The 15,955-nt window shown below is 71.8% G+C and carries 14 protein-coding genes and 1 pseudogene; 10 read left to right on the top strand and 5 right to left on the bottom strand.

Going from position 1 to position 15,955, the window contains the following annotated elements:
* Positions 1–120: 120 nt before the first annotated feature.
* From O7617_RS07195 to O7617_RS07185, 3 genes are read left to right on the top strand one after another with little or no spacing between them, the layout of a single operon-like run.
* Positions 121–1,581 carry a sigma 54-interacting transcriptional regulator gene (locus O7617_RS07195; RefSeq protein WP_282262366.1) on the top strand — a complete coding sequence of 487 codons (1,461 nt, stop codon included), beginning with the start codon at positions 121–123 and terminating at the stop codon, positions 1,579–1,581.
* 2 nt (positions 1,582–1,583) lie between these two features.
* On the top strand, positions 1,584–3,536 hold the full coding sequence (locus tag O7617_RS07190) for a VWA domain-containing protein (RefSeq protein ID WP_282262364.1): 1,953 nt from the start codon (positions 1,584–1,586) through the stop codon (positions 3,534–3,536).
* Positions 3,537–3,564: 28 nt separating this feature from the next.
* Positions 3,565–4,032, top strand: coding sequence for a hypothetical protein (locus O7617_RS07185; protein ID WP_282262363.1), 468 nt, complete (start codon positions 3,565–3,567; stop codon positions 4,030–4,032).
* 307 nt (positions 4,033–4,339) lie between these two features.
* On the opposite strand, the gene O7617_RS07180 is transcribed toward O7617_RS07185, so the two are convergent.
* Positions 4,340–5,347 carry a helix-turn-helix domain-containing protein gene (locus O7617_RS07180; protein WP_282262361.1) on the bottom strand — a complete coding sequence of 336 codons (1,008 nt, stop codon included), beginning with the start codon at positions 5,345–5,347 and terminating at the stop codon, positions 4,340–4,342.
* A gap of 1 nt (position 5,348) precedes the next feature.
* Here O7617_RS07180 and O7617_RS07175 point away from each other — a divergent pair, with 1 nt between their 5' ends.
* Positions 5,349–6,704, top strand: a complete 1,356-nt coding sequence (locus tag O7617_RS07175) for an MFS transporter (protein WP_282264663.1) — start codon at positions 5,349–5,351, stop codon at positions 6,702–6,704.
* Positions 6,705–6,714: 10 nt separating this feature from the next.
* On the opposite strand, the gene O7617_RS07170 is transcribed toward O7617_RS07175, so the two are convergent.
* Positions 6,715–7,416 (bottom strand): RICIN domain-containing protein, encoded by a 702-nt coding sequence (locus tag O7617_RS07170; protein WP_282262360.1) that lies wholly within the window; start codon positions 7,414–7,416, stop codon positions 6,715–6,717.
* A gap of 58 nt (positions 7,417–7,474) precedes the next feature.
* Complete coding sequence (locus O7617_RS07165; RefSeq protein ID WP_282262359.1) at positions 7,475–7,945, bottom strand: YbaK/EbsC family protein; 471 nt, start codon at positions 7,943–7,945, stop codon at positions 7,475–7,477.
* A gap of 93 nt (positions 7,946–8,038) precedes the next feature.
* Between O7617_RS07165 and O7617_RS07160 the strand changes: the two genes are divergently transcribed.
* The 4 genes from O7617_RS07160 (at position 8,039) to O7617_RS07145 (ending at position 12,296) form a co-directional block, all read left to right on the top strand.
* On the top strand, positions 8,039–9,436 hold the full coding sequence (locus O7617_RS07160; protein WP_282262358.1) for an FAD-binding oxidoreductase: 1,398 nt from the start codon (positions 8,039–8,041) through the stop codon (positions 9,434–9,436).
* Complete coding sequence (locus tag O7617_RS07155; protein WP_282262357.1) at positions 9,433–10,776, top strand: class I SAM-dependent methyltransferase; 1,344 nt, start codon at positions 9,433–9,435, stop codon at positions 10,774–10,776. Before O7617_RS07160 ends, O7617_RS07155 begins: the two co-directional genes overlap by 4 nt.
* Before the next feature lie 100 nt (positions 10,777–10,876).
* Complete coding sequence (locus O7617_RS07150; RefSeq protein ID WP_269680981.1) at positions 10,877–11,434, top strand: helix-turn-helix domain-containing protein; 558 nt, start codon at positions 10,877–10,879, stop codon at positions 11,432–11,434.
* Positions 11,427–12,296 carry an SRPBCC family protein gene (locus tag O7617_RS07145; protein WP_282262350.1) on the top strand — a complete coding sequence of 290 codons (870 nt, stop codon included), beginning with the start codon at positions 11,427–11,429 and terminating at the stop codon, positions 12,294–12,296. Before O7617_RS07150 ends, O7617_RS07145 begins: the two co-directional genes overlap by 8 nt.
* Positions 12,297–12,398: 102 nt before the next feature.
* On the opposite strand, the gene O7617_RS07140 is transcribed toward O7617_RS07145, so the two are convergent.
* Both O7617_RS07140 and O7617_RS07135 read right to left on the bottom strand, forming a co-directional pair.
* Positions 12,399–12,716 (bottom strand): helix-turn-helix transcriptional regulator, encoded by a 318-nt coding sequence (locus tag O7617_RS07140; RefSeq protein WP_282262348.1) that lies wholly within the window; start codon positions 12,714–12,716, stop codon positions 12,399–12,401.
* 10 nt (positions 12,717–12,726) lie between these two features.
* Positions 12,727–13,074: pseudogene (locus tag O7617_RS07135) on the bottom strand (type II toxin-antitoxin system RelE/ParE family toxin); the annotation flags it as partial.
* A 98-nt stretch (positions 13,075–13,172) separates the two neighbouring features.
* On the opposite strand from O7617_RS07135, the gene O7617_RS07130 reads away from it, so the two are divergent.
* The gene (locus O7617_RS07130; protein ID WP_282262346.1) at positions 13,173–13,406 is read left to right on the top strand and encodes a zinc-ribbon domain-containing protein; all 234 of its coding nucleotides are present in this window, start codon (positions 13,173–13,175) and stop codon (positions 13,404–13,406) included.
* Between the two features lie 284 nt (positions 13,407–13,690).
* Positions 13,691–15,889 (top strand): tachylectin-related carbohydrate-binding protein, encoded by a 2,199-nt coding sequence (locus tag O7617_RS07125; protein WP_282262344.1) that lies wholly within the window; start codon positions 13,691–13,693, stop codon positions 15,887–15,889.
* The last annotated feature ends 66 nt before the right edge of the window (positions 15,890–15,955 follow it).

Here is a 15,955-nt window from a genome sequence, read left to right as displayed (position 1 = left end):
GAGCTAACCGTGAGTATAGGGGCGGAGACCACGTGCCACAGCCCGCCGATCGGCGCATCCAGAGGGCGTCTCGGATATCACTTTCCGTATTGGCGTGGGTCGACTCCGGCGTGAGCTAGCGTGGGGCGGGTGACTGCGCCTAACCCGGTAAACCCGGTTCCACCGGCCGACCTGCCCGGCACGCTCGGCGCGCTGCGGGCGGCCGGTCACCAGTACCGCACCGTCAAGCAGGAACTCCGTGACAATCTGCTCGCCCGGATGCGCTCCGGCGAGGTTCGTTTCCCCGGCATCGTCGGCTACGACGACAGCGTGCTGCCCGAGGTCGAGCGGGCCCTGCTCGCCGGGCACGACATGGTGCTGCTCGGCGAGCGCGGCCAGGGCAAGACCCGACTGATCCGCTCGCTCGGCGCGCTCCTCGACGAGTGGACCCCGGTCATCCCCGGCTCGGTGCTCAACGAGCACCCGATGCACCCGCTCACGCCGGCGTCCCGTGCCCGGGTCGCCGAGGCCGGCGACGAGCTGCCGGTCGGTTGGCTGCACCGCTCGATGCGCTACGGCGAGAAGCTCGCCACCCCGGACACCAGCGTCGGCGACCTGATCGGCGACGTCGACCCGATCCGGATCGCGCAGGGTCGCACCCTCGGCGACCCGGAGACGATCCACTTCGGGTTGGTGCCTCGCACCAACCGGGGCATCTTCGCCGTCAACGAGCTGCCCGACCTGGCCGAACGGATTCAGGTCGCCCTGCTCAACGTGCTGGAGGAGCGGGACATCCAGGTCCGCGGCTACCAGTTGCGGCTTCCGCTGGACCTGCTCCTGGTCGCCAGCGCGAACCCGGAGGACTACACCAACCGGGGCCGGATCATCACTCCGCTCAAGGACCGGTTCGGCGCGGAGATCCGTACCCACTACCCGGTCGACCTGGCCCTCGAGCTGGCACTGATCCGTCAGGAGGCCGACCTGGTCGCCGACGTGCCGGAGCACGTGCTGGAGGTCCTGGCGCGCTTCGCCCGCGCGGTACGGGAGTCGCCGTCGGTGGACCCGCGCTCCGGCGTCTCCGCCCGGTTCGCCATCGCCGCCGCCGAGACCGTCGCCGGTGCCGCGTTGCGCCGCTCCGGCCTGCTCGCCGCCGCCGGTGACCAGGAGGATCGCCCCGAGGCGGCGGTGGCCCGGGTCGGCGACGCGGTGTCGGTGACCAGCACCCTGCGCGGCAAGGTGGAGTTCGAGAGCGGGGAGGAGGGGCGGGAGATCGAGATCCTCGCGCACCTGCTGCGTACCGCGACCGCCGAGACGTTCCGGGCGCACCTGTCCGGCTTGGACCTGTCCGGTTTCACGGCGCTCGTCGATGACGGCGCGGCGATCGAGACCGGCGAGTTGGTCAGCGCCGCCGAGTTGCTGCGGCAGGTCGGCACCGTGCCCGGTCTGGCGAAGGTCCTGGACCGGCTCGGCCTGGGTGACGCGCCCACCCCGGAGGAGGCGGCGGCTGCCGTCGAGTTCGTGCTGGAAGGGCTGCACCTGACCCGCCGGCTCGGCAAGGACGTCACCGACTCCGGGCGCACCGTCTACGGCGGCCGGGGCTGACCGTGGCCGGCAACCGGTTCCGGTACGGGCAGTGGACCGGCGGGCCCGACCCGCTGGCACCCCCGTACGACGTGCGGGAGGCGGTGGACGCGGTCGGCGCCGAGGTGCTGGCCGGCGGCAGCCTCCGGGAGGCGTTGCGCGATCTGCTGCGCCGTGGCCCCAAGGGGCGAGGTGGGTTGGACGACCTGGCCGCCCGGGCCCGGCGGCTGCGCCGGGAGGCGCTTCGTCGCGGTGACCTGGACGGCGCGGTGACCAGGGCGCAGGCCCTGCTCGACCAGGCCCTCGCCGCCGAGCGGGACGAGCTGCGGGGCCGCGACGACGACGGCGCGCGGTTCGCCGAGTCGGTGCTGGACAACCTGCCCCGCTCGACGGCGCGCGCCGTGGAGGAGCTGTCCGGCTACCAGTGGGCCAGCGACGACGCCCGCCGCTCGTACCAGCAGATTCTCGATCAACTCCGCGACGACGTGCTCGGTCAGCGTTTCGCCGGGCTGCGCGACGCCGTGCGGGCGTCCGCCGACCCGGCCGCCCAGCAACGGCTCGCCGAGATGATGGGCGACCTGAACGACCTGCTGGCCCGGCATGCTCGCGCGGAGGACACCACCGACGCGTTCGCCGAGTTCATGCGGCGACACGGCGACTTCTTCCCGGAGAAGCCGGAGACGGTCGACGAGTTGATCGACGTGCTGGCCCGCCGCTCGGCGGCCGGTGAGCGGTTGATGAACTCGCTGTCCGACCGGCAGCGCGCCGAGCTGGCCGGTCTGATGCAGCAGTCGCTCGGTGACCGCCTCGCGGGGGAGTTGTCCGCACTCGACGCGAACCTGCGGGCGCTGCGCCCGGATCTACGGTGGGGGCGCGGTGAGCGGGTCCGCGGCGAGCAGCAGCTGGACTACGCCGACGCGGCCGGAGCCCTGGGCGAGATCGGTGAGCTGGACGACCTGCTGGACCAGCTCGACCAGGAACACCCGGGAGCGACCCTGGACGACGTGGACGTCGAAGCGGTGGCCCGCACCCTGGGACGGGACGCGGCCGACGACGTCCGCCGGCTGCGCGACCTGGAGCGGGAGCTACGCCGGCAGGGTTGGGTGAGCCGGGACGCGGACGGCCTCACCCTGAGCCCGAAGGCGTTGCGCCGGCTCGGCGGGACGGCGCTGCGCCGGGTCTTCGCGGACCTGACCGCCGGGCCACGCGGCCAGCACGACCTGCGCTCCGCAGGAGCCGCCGGCGAGGTCAGCGGCGGATCGAGACCTTGGGAGTATGGCGACGAGCAGCCGTTGGACGTGGTCCGGACGTTGACCCGGGCGGTCCGTCGGGCCGGGCCCACTGTCCCCGTGCAGCTCGCTGTGGACGACTTCGAGGTGGTGGAGACCGAGAAGCGGGCCTCGGCGGCGGTGGTGCTCTGCGTCGACCTGTCGTACTCGATGATCTCGCAGGGTCGTTGGGGGCCGATGAAGCAGACGGCGTTGGCGCTGGCGCACCTGATGGAGACGCGTTTCCCGCAGGACGCCCTGCAGATCGTGGGTTTCGGCCGGGAGGCCATGACGCTCACCCAGCAGGAGCTGGCCGCCGTCGAGCCGGACCTGGAGCAGGGCACCAACCTCCAGCACGCGCTGCGGTTGGCGGGTCGACACCTGCGCCGGCACCCGGACGCCGAGCCGGTGGTGCTGGTGGTCACCGACGGGGAGCCCACCGCGCACCTGGACCCGGACGACGGGGAGGCGCTGTTCCACTGGCCGACGCTCCCGGAGACGATCGAGGCGACGGTCCGTGAGGTGGACCGGCTGAGTCGGTCCGGCGCCACGCTCAACCTGTTCATGCTCGGCGACGACCCGGGTCTGCGGCGCTTCGTCGACGCGGTGGCCCGCCGCAGCCGGGGCCGCATGTTCACGCCGGACACCGACGACCTCGGCGAGTACGTGGTTTCCGACTACCTCCGCTCCCGCCAATCCCGCCGCTAACGTCCCGCGTTGCGGGTTGACTGGGGGCATGGCGGAGAGCGGAGGGTTGCGGCGGGCCTACGGGGCGCTGCTCGCCGAGGTGGACGCCGGCGGTTTCGGTCCGGCGCCGGAGGGGCAGCTCAGTGCCGAGCAGATCGTCGCCCACCTGGTCGCCAACGACGAGCTGATGATCCAGGCCACCGAGGCGCTGCTGGCCGGGTCGCCGTTCGCGTACTACGAGATGGAGGAGGACGTGCACCGCCCGCAGCTCGACGCGTTGGCCGCCGAGCAGGGCGGTCTGCGGGGCCTCACCGCGCTGCTGCACGGCACCAGCGAACGGTTGTGCGGGCTGGTCGACCAGCTTGGCCTGGCGGCGGAGACGCCGGTCGAGACGCACCTGCGTGAGGGCTTCGACCTGATCGTGGACGAGTCGCTGCCGTGGTCCCGCACCCTGGACCTGCACACCCGGGTCCACCTGCCCAAACATCAGGCCCAACTCCAGATGCTCCGCGCCTGAGCGCTCGGCCATGTTCGGCCCCGGCCGGTGGGTGGCCCGGCCCTTGGGCGGCTCCGGCATGTGGGCGGCTCCTGCGTGTGGCGGCTTCAGCCTCTGGGTCGACCGGTCGGGCTCGTCGTCCGGCGGAGCGGGCGGCCCCGGGGTATCGCTCATCGCTGCGATGCCCGCTGCCGCGCCGATGCCAGCAGCATCGGCGGGGGCGGCGTGGCCGGTCGTGCGGTGGGGTGGTGCGGTCGGACGCAGCGGCGGTGGGCGGCTGCTGGTGGTGGTGAGCGGCTGCGCCGGTGGTTTGGCGGCAGGGCTCGGCTCAGGTGTCGATCAGCTCGGGGCGTGGGTGGAAGGTGCGCCGGTAGGTCGACGGCGCGACGCCGATGCGGTGGTGCAGTTGCTGGCGCAGGGCGGCGGTGGTGCCGAAGCCGCAGCGGTGGGCGATCTGGTCGACGGTGAGGTCGGTCGTCTCCAGCAGCAGTCTCGCGTGGTCGGTGCGTTGTTGCAGCAGCCACTGCGCGGGGCTCAGGCCGGTCTCCGACCGGAAGCGCCGGGTGAAGGTGCGCACGCTCATCCGCGCCTGCCCGGCCAGGTCTCGCAGGGCGATCGGCTCGTGCAGTCGCTGCCGCGCCCATTCCCGGACGCCGGCGGTGCTGGTGTCGGTGGCCTTCGGCACCGGCCGCTCGATGTACTGCGCCTGGCCGCCGTCCCGCCACGGTGGCATCACGCAGCGACGGGCCGCCCGGTTGGCCACCTCGCTGCCGTGGTCGAGGCGGATGACGTGCAGGCAGAGGTCGATCCCGGCGGCGACCCCGGCCGAGGTGAGCACCGGACCGTCGGCGATGAACAGCACACCGGGGTCGAGGTCCACCCGGGGGTGCAGGCGGCGGAACCGCTCGGCGTACGCCCAGTGGGTCGTCGCCCGACGACCGTCGAGCAGCCCGGCGGCGGCGAGCACGAACGCTCCCGTGCAGATCGACACGATCCGGACACGCCGCTCGTGCGCCGCGCGCAGCGCCTCGGTCACCTCCGGCTCGATGATGCCCGCTGTCAACGCGTTACCGGCCTGGATGCCCGGCACGATCACCGTGTCGGCGGTGTCGAGCAGCTCCAGGCCGTGGTCGGGGACCACCTGGAAGCCGGCGGTGCTGCGGACCGGCCGCCCGCCCGGGGTGCACACCCGCACGTCGTAGAAGTGCGTCTGGTCGGCGGCCCGGGCGGTGCTGAAGACCTGGGACGGGGTCCCGAGGTCCAGGCCGACGACCTGGTCCAGGGCGAGTACGGCGATCCGGTGCGGGCGAACGGTCATGGCCCGATTATTGCGCATGATGGCTTTCCGGCCACTCGTCGCCGCGGTGGGGCGCGCACAGACTGGTCCGGTGACCACGTACCGCCGTCTGCACCCCGCCTGGCTGGTCGCCGCCGCCGCCTTCGTGGCGCTGGTCGGCGCGGCCGGTTTCCGCGCCACACCCTCGGTGCTGCTGCACCCCCTGCACGAGGAGTTCGGGTGGCCACTGGCCACGATCTCCGCGGCCGTCTCGGTCAACCTGCTGCTCTACGGGTTGACCGCGCCGTTCGCCGCCGCCCTGATGGACCGCTTCGGCATCCGCCGGGTGGTCTCCGCGGCGCTGCTGCTGGTCGCCGCCGGCAGCGGGCTGACCGTCTTCATGAACGCGAGCTGGCAGCTCCTGCTCTGCTGGGGAGTGCTGGTCGGGCTGGGCACCGGCTCGATGGCGCTGGCGTTCGTGGCCACCGTCACCGGGCGCTGGTTCGTCCACCGAAGGGGCCTGGTCACCGGGGTGCTGACCGCCGGCGGGGCCGCCGGGCAGCTGGTGTTCCTGCCACTGATCGCCATCCTGGTACGCGACCACGGGTGGCGGACGGCGGCACTCGTGGTGGCCGGAGCCGCCCTGGCGGTCGTACCCCTGGTGGTGTGGTTCCTGCGCGAGCACCCGGCGGATCTCGGGCTGCCCGCCTACGGCGCGACCGAGGTCGTCGCGGCGCCACCGGCGACCGGCGGCGCGGCCACCCGGGCCCTCGGCGCGTTGGCGACCGCGGCCCGGACCCGTCCGTTCTGGCTGCTGGCCGGCGGGTTCGCGATCTGCGGCGCGACGACGAACGGCCTCGTCGGTACGCACTTCGTGCCGGCCGCGCACGACCACGGCATGCCGCAGACCACCGCCGCCGGGCTGCTCGCCCTGGTGGGGCTCTTCGACATCGTCGGCACCATCGCCTCCGGCTGGCTGACCGACCGGGTGGACAGCCGGTTGCTGCTCGGCATGTACTACGCGCTGCGCGGGCTGTCCCTGCTGGTGTTGCCGAGCCTGTTCACCGGCACCGCCCAGCCGAGCATGCTGGTCTTCATCGTCTTCTACGGGTTGGACTGGGTGGCCACCGTGCCGCCGACCGTGGCGTTGTGCCGGGAGTACTTCGGCGGGGCCGGAGCGGTGGTGTTCGGGTGGGTGTTCGCCGCGCACCAGTTCGGCGCGGCGCTCGCCGCGACCGGCGCGGGACTGGTCCGGGATCGGCTCGGCGACTACGCGATGGCCTGGTACGTGGCGGGCGCGCTGTCGATCGGCGCGGCCGGACTGTCGTTGCTGCTGCGTCGGCGACCCGGCCGTCCGGTCTCGGAGGCCGTGCTCGCGGCCGCGACCGCGCCCAGGGCGTGGAGCTTCCGGGGCTGAGGCCGGGCCGTCAGCCCAGGGTCCACTGCTGGGCCGGTCGGCCGTCGCAGGACCGCTGCCGCACCTCGTCGCCCGCCTCGACGCCGTCGTCGTCGGCCTGCGCGCACCGGCCGCTGTGCACCGCGACCAGCAGCACCGGGCCGGTGCCGGTCGCGGCGAGCCGCCACTGCTGGTTGGCCTCGCCGTGGCAGGGGTACTGCAGGATCTTCGCGCCGTCGTCCCGGCTGCCGCCCTCGACGTCGAGGCACTGCCCGTGGGCGGCGTTGGTGAGCGTCACCACGTCCGCGCCGATCGGGTTGACCACCCACTGCTGTTCCGGGCCGCCACTGCACCCGGCCACCTGCGCCTCGGCCTCCTTGCCGTCGCCGTCCAGCCCGAGGCAGAGCCCGGAGGCGACCCGGAGCACCCTCGGCCCGGTGGGCGGCCCGGCCGGGGTGGTCGGTGACGGCTCGGTCGGCTCGGTCGGGCTCGGCTCGGCTGCCGGTTCGGTCGGCTCCGCCGGGATGGACGGCGTGCCGACCGCCGCCGGAACCTGCTGCTCGTCGTCCCCGTCGAACAGCCCGGTCGCGAAGAGCACCCCCAGGAGCGCGCCGACGACCCCGACCGCCACCGCGACCCGCAGCAGCGGATCGGACAGCGGCCCGGGGCGGGGTGCCGGTCGCCCGCCGTAGACGGTGCCGGCGGGTTCGGGGCGTTCCTGGGGCGCGGACATAGGCGCCATCCTCGCCCACGGCGGCGCGCCGGAGCCAGTCCGGCGGCGACGGCAGCGCTCAGCGGGCGGGCTGCGGGTCGGTCACGTCGGCCACGGTGGCGTCGAGCGCGGCGATGGCGGCGTCGGCGTCGACCGCGACGGCGAGACCACGAACGCCGGCCCCCAGACTGATCTCCCGGCCGCGCAGCCGCTCGTCGGCGATCACCGGCCAGGCCGTGCTCGCGCCGAACGGGGTGATGGTGCCGCGTTCGTAACCGGTGGCGGCCCGTGCCCCCGCCGCGTCGGGCATGGAGAGTCGCTGCACGCCCAGCAGCGCGCGCAGCTTGGGCCAGGAGATGACCCGGTCGCCGGGGGTGAGCACGAACAGGTGATCATCCGCACCCCGACGGACCACGATCGTCTTGACCACGTCGGAGACGGCCACGCCCTGAGCGGCGGCGGCTTCCGCGAGGCTGCCGACCTCACCGTGGCTGACCAGCCGATACGGCAGTCGGGCGGCGTCCAGGGCGGTGATCGCGGGCGATGGCATGCCCGCCACGGTAACCGCCTCACCCGGGGCCGGACGGGAAACTGCCCTCGTCGACATCCCACGGTTTCCGAAACGCGAGCGTAAGGTGATCACATGCGCGCTGAGCGTGTGGATCACCCCATTGACCATGATCAAGCGGTGGACACGCTGCGACGGTCGTACGCCGCGGTGCCCACGGGCGAGCCTGTCCGGCTGGCCAAACGCACCTCCAACCTGTTCCGCCCCCGGTCCGCTCCCCGGACCCCGGGCCTCGACGTGAGTGCCCTGAACGGGGTGCTGTCGGTCGACCCGACCGGCCGTACCGCCGACGTGCAGGGTATGTGCACGTACGAGGACCTGGTCGACGCGACGCTGCCGCACGGGCTGATGCCGCTGGTGGTGCCGCAGTTGCGCACCATCACGCTGGGCGGCGCGGTGACCGGCCTCGGGATCGAGTCGACCTCGTTCCGCAACGGCCTGCCGCACGAGTCGGTCCGCGAGTTGGACATCCTCACCGGCTCCGGCGAGATCGTCACCGCCCGACCCGACGGGGAGCACGCCGACCTGTTCACCGCGTTCCCCAACTCGCTGGGCAGCCTCGGTTACGCCACCCGGCTGCGCATCGAGCTGCAACCGGTCGGGCGGTACATGGCGTTGCGCAACGTCCGGTTCACCCGACTGGAGGCGCTCACCGACGCGATCGCGAAGGTGACCGCGACCCGTTCCTGGGCCGGGGAGCCGGTCGACGCGATGGACGGGGTGATGTTCAGCCCCGGCGAGGCGTACCTGGTGTTCGCCACGTTCACCGACGCCGCCGGTCCGCCCAGCGACTACACCGGTCAGGAGATCTACTACCGGTCGCTGCGCCGGAGCACCCGCGACGTGCTCACCGCGTACGACTATCTGTGGCGCTGGGACACCGACTGGTTCTGGTGCTCGGCGGCGTTCGGTGCGCAGCACCCGGTCGTACGTCGGCTCTGGCCGGCGCGTTACCGGCGCAGCGACTTCTACCACCGGCTCGTCCGACTCGAACACCGACACCAGGTGGCGGCCCGGATCGACCGGCTGCGCGGCCAGCCGGCCCGGGAGCGGGTCGTGCAGGACGTGGAGATCCCGCTGGACGAGACGGCTGACTTCCTGCGCTGGTTCGCCAGCACAGTGGGGATGAACCCGGTGTGGCTGTGTCCGTTGCGCCTGCGTGAGCCGGCGGGGCCCGGTTCGGCGCGGTCCTGGCCGCTGTATCCGCTCCGGCCTGGGCAGGACTACGTCAACATCGGGTTCTGGGGGAGCGTGCCGATCGCGCCGGGCGCCGCCGACGGCGACGTCAACCGCACGATCGAACGCAGGGTGTCGGAGGCGGGCGGGCACAAGTCGCTCTACTCCGACGCGTACTACGACCGGGACGCCTTCGACCGCCTGTACGGCGGCGACACGTGGCGGGCGGTGAAAGACCGCTACGACCCGGACCACCGGCTGACGGGACTGTACGAAAAGGCGGTAGCACGAGCATGAGCCTGACCGACAGAGATCAAGGGGCGGCGAGCGTTCCCGCCACCCCGCCGGCGGGGGGCCGGCGCACGGGTCCGACCGTCGCGGACATCGTCCGCGCGGTCACCACGGGACCACTGCCGATTCGGATCACCGGGTACGACGGCAGTGCCGTCGGCCCGTCCGACGCCGGCATCACCCTGGCGATCCGTTCCGAGCGTGGCCTGTCGTACCTGCTCACCGCCCCTGGCGACCTGGGCATGGCCCGGGCCTACGTCAGTGGCGACCTGGCGTTGCAGGGGGTGCACCCGGGTGACCCGTACGAGGCGTTGCGGGTGCTCAAGGACGAGCTGCGGTTGCGCCCGCCTTCGCTGGCCGAGGGGCTGACGCTGGTCCGTGGGCTGGGCTGGGAGCGGCTGATGCCGCCACCGGCACCTCCGCAGGAGGCGCAGCCTCGGTGGAAGCGGGTGATGAACGGGCTGCGGCACTCCCGGGTTCGGGACAGCACGGCGATCTCGCACCACTACGACGTCTCCAACGCCTTCTACGAGAAGGTGCTCGGCCCGTCGATGACGTACACCTGCGCGGTTTTCCGGTCTCCCGACGACACGCTGGAGCAGGCCCAGGCGGCGAAGTACGACCTGGTCGCCGGCAAGCTGGCGCTGAAAAAGGGGATGCGGCTGCTGGATGTGGGGTGCGGCTGGGGTGGCATGGTGCGGCACGCCGCCCGGGAGTACGGCGTCAAGGCGCTCGGGGTGACCCTGTCGAAGGCGCAGGCGCAGTGGGCGCAGGCGGCGATCGAGCGGGAGGGGTTGACCGGGCTGGCCGAGGTGCGGCACCTGGACTACCGGGACGCGCCGCCGGAGCGGTTCGACGCCATCTCGTCGATCGGGTTGACCGAGCACATCGGGGTGCGCAACTACCCGAGCTACTTCGGGGCGTTGCGCGGTCGGCTGCGCCAGGGTGGGCGGCTGCTCAACCACTGCATCACCCGGGCGGACAATCGGGCGCCGCACCGCTCCGGCGCGTTCATCGACAGGTACGTCTTCCCGGACGGTGAGTTGGCCGGTCCGGGCCGGCTGGTCAGCGAGATCCACGACGCCGGGTTCGAGGTGCACCACGAGGAGAACCTGCGCCGGCACTACGCGCTGACGTTGGCCGCCTGGTGCCGCAACCTGGTCGAGCACTGGGACTTCTGCGTGTCCGAGGTGGGTGCGGGCACCGCTCGGGTGTGGGGGTTGTACATGGCCGGGTCGCGGATGGCGTTCGAGCGCAACGGCATCCAGCTGCACCAGGTGTTGGCCACGCACAACGGCCCGGACGGGGTGAGCGGCTACCCGCTGCGTCCCGACTGGTTGCCCTGACCATCCGCTGAGCGTCGCCGGAGGTCGCGTCGAGAAAGTCGGCGCGGCTTCTCGCGAACCGATTGACAAACAAGTTTTGTACGTACAAACTGATTTTGCCATGAGAGACGTCCTGTACCTGGAGCAGATCGAGCAGGCCGAGGTCCTGCTCAAGCCGCAACGCGTCGAGGTGTTGCGGCAACTGGCCGAACCGCGCACCTGCACCGAGGTCGCGGCCCGACTCGACCAGACGCCGCAGCGCGTCTACTACCACGTCAAGCAGCTCGTCGCGGCCGGCCTGGTCGAGCTGGTCAACGAGCGCAAGGTCCGCGGGATCACCGAGGGCATCTACCAGGCCGCCGCCCGTTCCTACTGGCTGTCCCCCCGGCTGGTCGGCCGGATCGGGCTACGCCGGGCCCGCGACGAGCTCAGCCTGGGCTACCTGCTCGACCTGATGGAGGAGGTCCAGGCCGACGTCGCAGCCCTGGACCGGGCCGCACCCGAGCTGCCCTCGATCGGCGTGTCCGGCGAGATCCGGGTGCCGGCCGAGCTTCGCCCGCAGTTCCTGCACGACCTGCAGACCGCACTTCAGGACCTGTTCACCCGCTACGGCGGCAGCGAGGGAGATGCCTTCAAGCTGGCCGTCGCCTGCTATCCGAAAGGGAACGACAATGAGTGAGCCGATGAAGCTCAAGGCCCGTCTCACCGCGCCCGTCGGGCGTGTCCGCAAGGCCCTCACCGACCCCGCCGAGCTGCGGGTCTGGCTGGCCGAGCACGCCGAGGTCGAGCTGCCCCAGCGGTACGAGTTCTGGGGTCGCTACACGCCCGAGGGTGACGCCCCGCATCAGCGACTGCTGCACGCCGACGACGACACGCTGCGCTTCGGCTGGCTGCTCGACGGGGTGGAGACCACCACCGAGTTCCAGTTGACCGCCGAGAGCGCCGACAGCACCGTGCTGACGCTGACCCAGAGCCACTTCGACTTCGCCGAGGCGATGAGCGGCTCCAGCATCCGGGGCGTGCTCCAGACCTACTGGTCACTGGCCATCGCGAACCTGGCCAGTCACCTGGAGGGCAAGCCGCTGCTGCCCCGCACCGACTTCACCTCCGCCGACCTGCGCGGTGAGCTGGTCATCGCCGCCCCCGCCGACAAGGTGTGGGAGTCGCTCACCGACTCGGAGCAGGCCAGCGCCTGGTTCGGTTACCCGATCGGCATCGAGCCCTGGGTCGGTGGCCGGTACGCCATGGGCGGCTTCGAGACCGGCTACGCGGCCAAGGTCGTCGACCTGGAGCCCGGTCGCCGGATGTCCGTCGACTGGGGGCCGACCGGCGTGACGAGCTGGGAGCTGGCCGAGTCCGACGGCCGGACCACGCTGACCTTCGTGCAGAGCGGCTTCGACGAGGCCAACCCCCCGTACGGGGCGTGGAGCGGGTCGGTGTCCGGCCTTTACGAGCTGCGCCGCTTCCACGAGGTGCCGAACTGGCAGTCGATCTGGCTCGCCGCCGAGGTCCCCGGCCTGGAGCCCCAGCCGACCCTCTGAGCCACCACCCGCGGACCCGAGATCCGAGCACCATCAGGGGAACTGCTGCCTCCAGCCGGCCGGAGGCAGCAGTTCCCCTGTTCTTATGCGGATCTTGCGATCTCAGGCGATGGCTGCGATGTCGCCGTCATCGAAGTAAATGGCCTGGTGTAGCCGACCTCCGAGGGCGGCGGCGTAGCGGGCCACAACGTCTTGACCTGAAATCCGGCCCTGCTCGATCTGGGAGACCCGACCCTTGGTGACGCCCATTCGCTCAGCGATTTGTTGCTGAGTGAAACCGCGAGCGCGTCGCACCTCGGCGAGGCGGTGACCGACGATCTGCGCGAGCAACTCCTGCTTGCCCTCTTCGACAGCCGCCTCGCCGCCGGCGCGCTGCACGTACTCCGCCCGGATATCGGTCCACCGCACGTGACCGCTCACCGCTGTCCCCCTCCTGCTGTGCGCGTTCCTTCAAGTAAATCTCGTAACGTTGCTCCGCGAGCGGGATGGCCTGCCGGTACCAACTCGTCCACTGGCCCGCCTTGTCACCGGCGACGAGCAGAATGCTCGCCCGCCAGGGGTCGAAGACGAAGAGGATGCGAACCGTGCCGGGGCGTAGCTCCTTGAGATTCGCTATGGACGACCCGCTGATCGTGTCTACCAGAGGGCGTCCCAGACCCGGCCCGGCTTCGGCGAGCGCGTCGATCGCCTGGACGACCCGGGCGAGCGTCGCCTTGTCCAGGCTGTCGATCCAGGCTCGCACCTCGTCGACGACGAAGACGTCCCACTCCTCATGCACTCTCGGAGTATATCAATTGCTATACCACCTTCGCGGTTCCACTGAAGGGAGGGTCTGAATTCGGTGACTTCTCGGGTTCGAGTGGGTACTGCCGGGCGATGTTCTTCATCTTCGGTCTGCGTACCAAGGTCGACCGGTCCGGTGTCGTGCAGCAGGTGTGCCGACACTGCGGCAACCACGCCGCGCAGGTGATCACCCGGCGGGTGACCAAGTTCACCCTCTTCTTCATCCCGCTCATCCCGGTCCGCACCCGGTACGCGCAGCAGTGCACGTTCTGCGGGGCGGAGTACGGGATCGCCAAGGCCGACGCCCAGCGCCTCCCGGTCGCCTGATCCGTCGATGGAACGCTTCCTCTGCTGGCTGATCGGTCGACCGACGCCCCCGGTCGACGTGGCACCGCACTCCGTGGCCCGCCCGCCCTGCACCCCGGGTCGGCGCAGACGCCGCCGCGTACGCCGCCCGCTGGCCGGCACCACTTTGCCCCGATCGCCCTGGAACCGTTCCGCCGGCCGCTGAACGAGGGACAACGCGTCGTCCGACGATCGATTACCGTCGTTGCGGTCAGCCTGCTGACCGCCCAACCGAGGCGGTCATGTCGCGACACGGGGGGTCCACTTTGTCAGCACACCGTGGGCGTCGGTGGGGCGCAGCCCTGCTCGGTGCCACCGTCCTCGCCGGCCTGTTGGGCGGCGGATCAGCGCACGCCGTCGCCGGCGCCCAGCCGGTCCCGGACGGCAGCTACCGCTTCAACGTCAAAATCAGCTTCGGTGCCGAGCTGGCCTGCTCCGGCGCGCTCGTCCACCAGGACTGGGTGGTGACGGCGAAGAGCTGCTTCGCCACCGCGACGACGCCGGTCGTCGCGGGTCCGCCGAGCCGGCCGAGCACCGTCCTGGTCGGCCGGACCGACCTCACCGGCACGACCGGTCAGCAGCGCTCCGTGGCGTCGCTCAAGCCGCATCCGGATCGCGACCTCGTGCTGGCCCGCCTCTCGGCGCCGGTGACCGACGTCGCCCCGGTCACGCTGGCCGGCACCGCCCCGGCCACCGCCGACACACTCACGGCGACCGGTTACGGCCGGACGGCGACCGAGTGGGTTCCCGACCGGCTGCACCAGGGCGCCTTCACCGTCGACGCCGTCGCCGCGACCACCGTCGGGCTGAGTGGCGCGTCCAGCGGCGCGACACTGTGCCGGGGCGACGCCGGTGCGCCGGTGTTCCGCGAGACCGCCGACGTCACCACGCTGGTGGCCGTGGTCTCGTCCTCCTGGCAGAAGGGCTGCCTCGGCGAGGTCGAGACGCGCGACGGAGCGACCGCCACCCGGGTCGACGACCTCGCCGCCTGGGTCGCCGAGCAGACCGCGGACGTCCAGATCTTCGGTGTGCAGGCCGACGGGCGGCTGACCTACAGCGTCATCGACTCGGCGACCGGTGACCTGCGCGCCAACCGGATCTCCACCGCCGCCCTCGGCTTCGCGCCGAAGGCGATGGCCACGTTGAACGAGAACACCATCCTGATCACGGACACCGGCGGCACGATGTACCGGGTGGACGTCACCGGCTACGACCCGCTGACCTACACCACCACGAACATCGCCACCGGCTACTCGCCGTACGACCGGTTGACCTACGACGGCTACGGCTCGCTCTACTACATCCACGGCACCACGAACGAGCTGTACCGCCGGACGGTGACCAAGACCAAGCCGGTCGGCGCGGACATCAACCGGTCCACCCTCATCTCCTCCGGCTTCGGGCAAAGGACCATCACCTCGCCGGGGGCCGGCCGCATCATGGGTACGGTCGCGGACGGCCGGCTGCTGTCGTACCGCATCTACGGCAACGGACCCAGCGCGTGGACGGTCGGCGAGCTGGCCAAGACCGGTTGGGCCGCGCCGACGCACCTGCTCTCGCCCGGCGGCGGTGTCTACTACGCCCGCACCTCGGCCGGTCGGCTGGACCGCTACCGCGACGCCAACCCGTTCGACGGCAGCGGCACCGACATCGCGTCCTTCCCCACCGACCCGGTCAGCACCAGCGGGTGGAACCAGGTCCTGCTCTCCGCCCGTCCGTGGACCGGCCTGGTGTCGGTCTTCGGCGCAAAGCCGGACGGACGGCTGTCGTACACGGCCTTCGACCCGGTGACCGGCGAGAAGCGGATCACCACGGTGTCCACGCAGACCCTCGGGTTCGCCCCGAAGGCGATGGCGACGCTGAACTCGGACACGCTGCTGGTGACCAACAACAGCAGTCTGTACCGGGTGGACATCACCGGCACCGACCCGCTGACCTTCACCCGTACGGCCGACCCCATCGGCGGCGGGTGGAGCCACGACCGGCTGGTCTTCGACGGCTTCGGCTCGCTGTTCGGCCAGGCCAACAGTGTTCTGCGGCGATACACGGTGACGAAGGCCAAGCCGGCCAACACGACAACCGACATCACCGCCAACACGGTGGTCATCGAGAGCGGGTTCGGCGTGCCCTCGCTGGCCGCCACCGGCAAGGGTCGGCTGCTCGCCACGACGAACGCGGGCGTCCTCGCCGCGTACACGATCCCGGCGGCGGGCGGTTGGAGCCGCGAGGATCCGGCCGGCAGCGGCTGGGGCGGCGTCACCTCGCTCTTCTCGCCGGGTGGCGGGCACTACTATCGCCGCGACGCCAGCGGCGTGGTGACCGGCTGGTTGGACAACAGCCCCTTCAACGGCAGCGGCACCGACCTCACGGCATACGTCCCCGCCGGCAGTACGAGCACCGGTTGGGATGCGCTGCTCTCCGCACAGCCGTACGACTCGTGGCCGGACAGCACCCGCCGATGGTGAGGCGCTGACAGTCGAAGCGCGGTGACGGTGCGGGCCACCCGGTGACGGGTGGCCCGCACCGTTCGT

The sequence above is a fragment of the Micromonospora sp. WMMD1155 genome (assembly GCF_029581275.1).
In the GTDB taxonomy this organism is placed as follows: Bacteria; Actinomycetota; Actinomycetes; order Mycobacteriales; family Micromonosporaceae; genus Micromonospora.
Note: the sequence above shows the minus strand (reverse complement) of the source record. Positions and strands in the feature narration are given on the sequence as shown.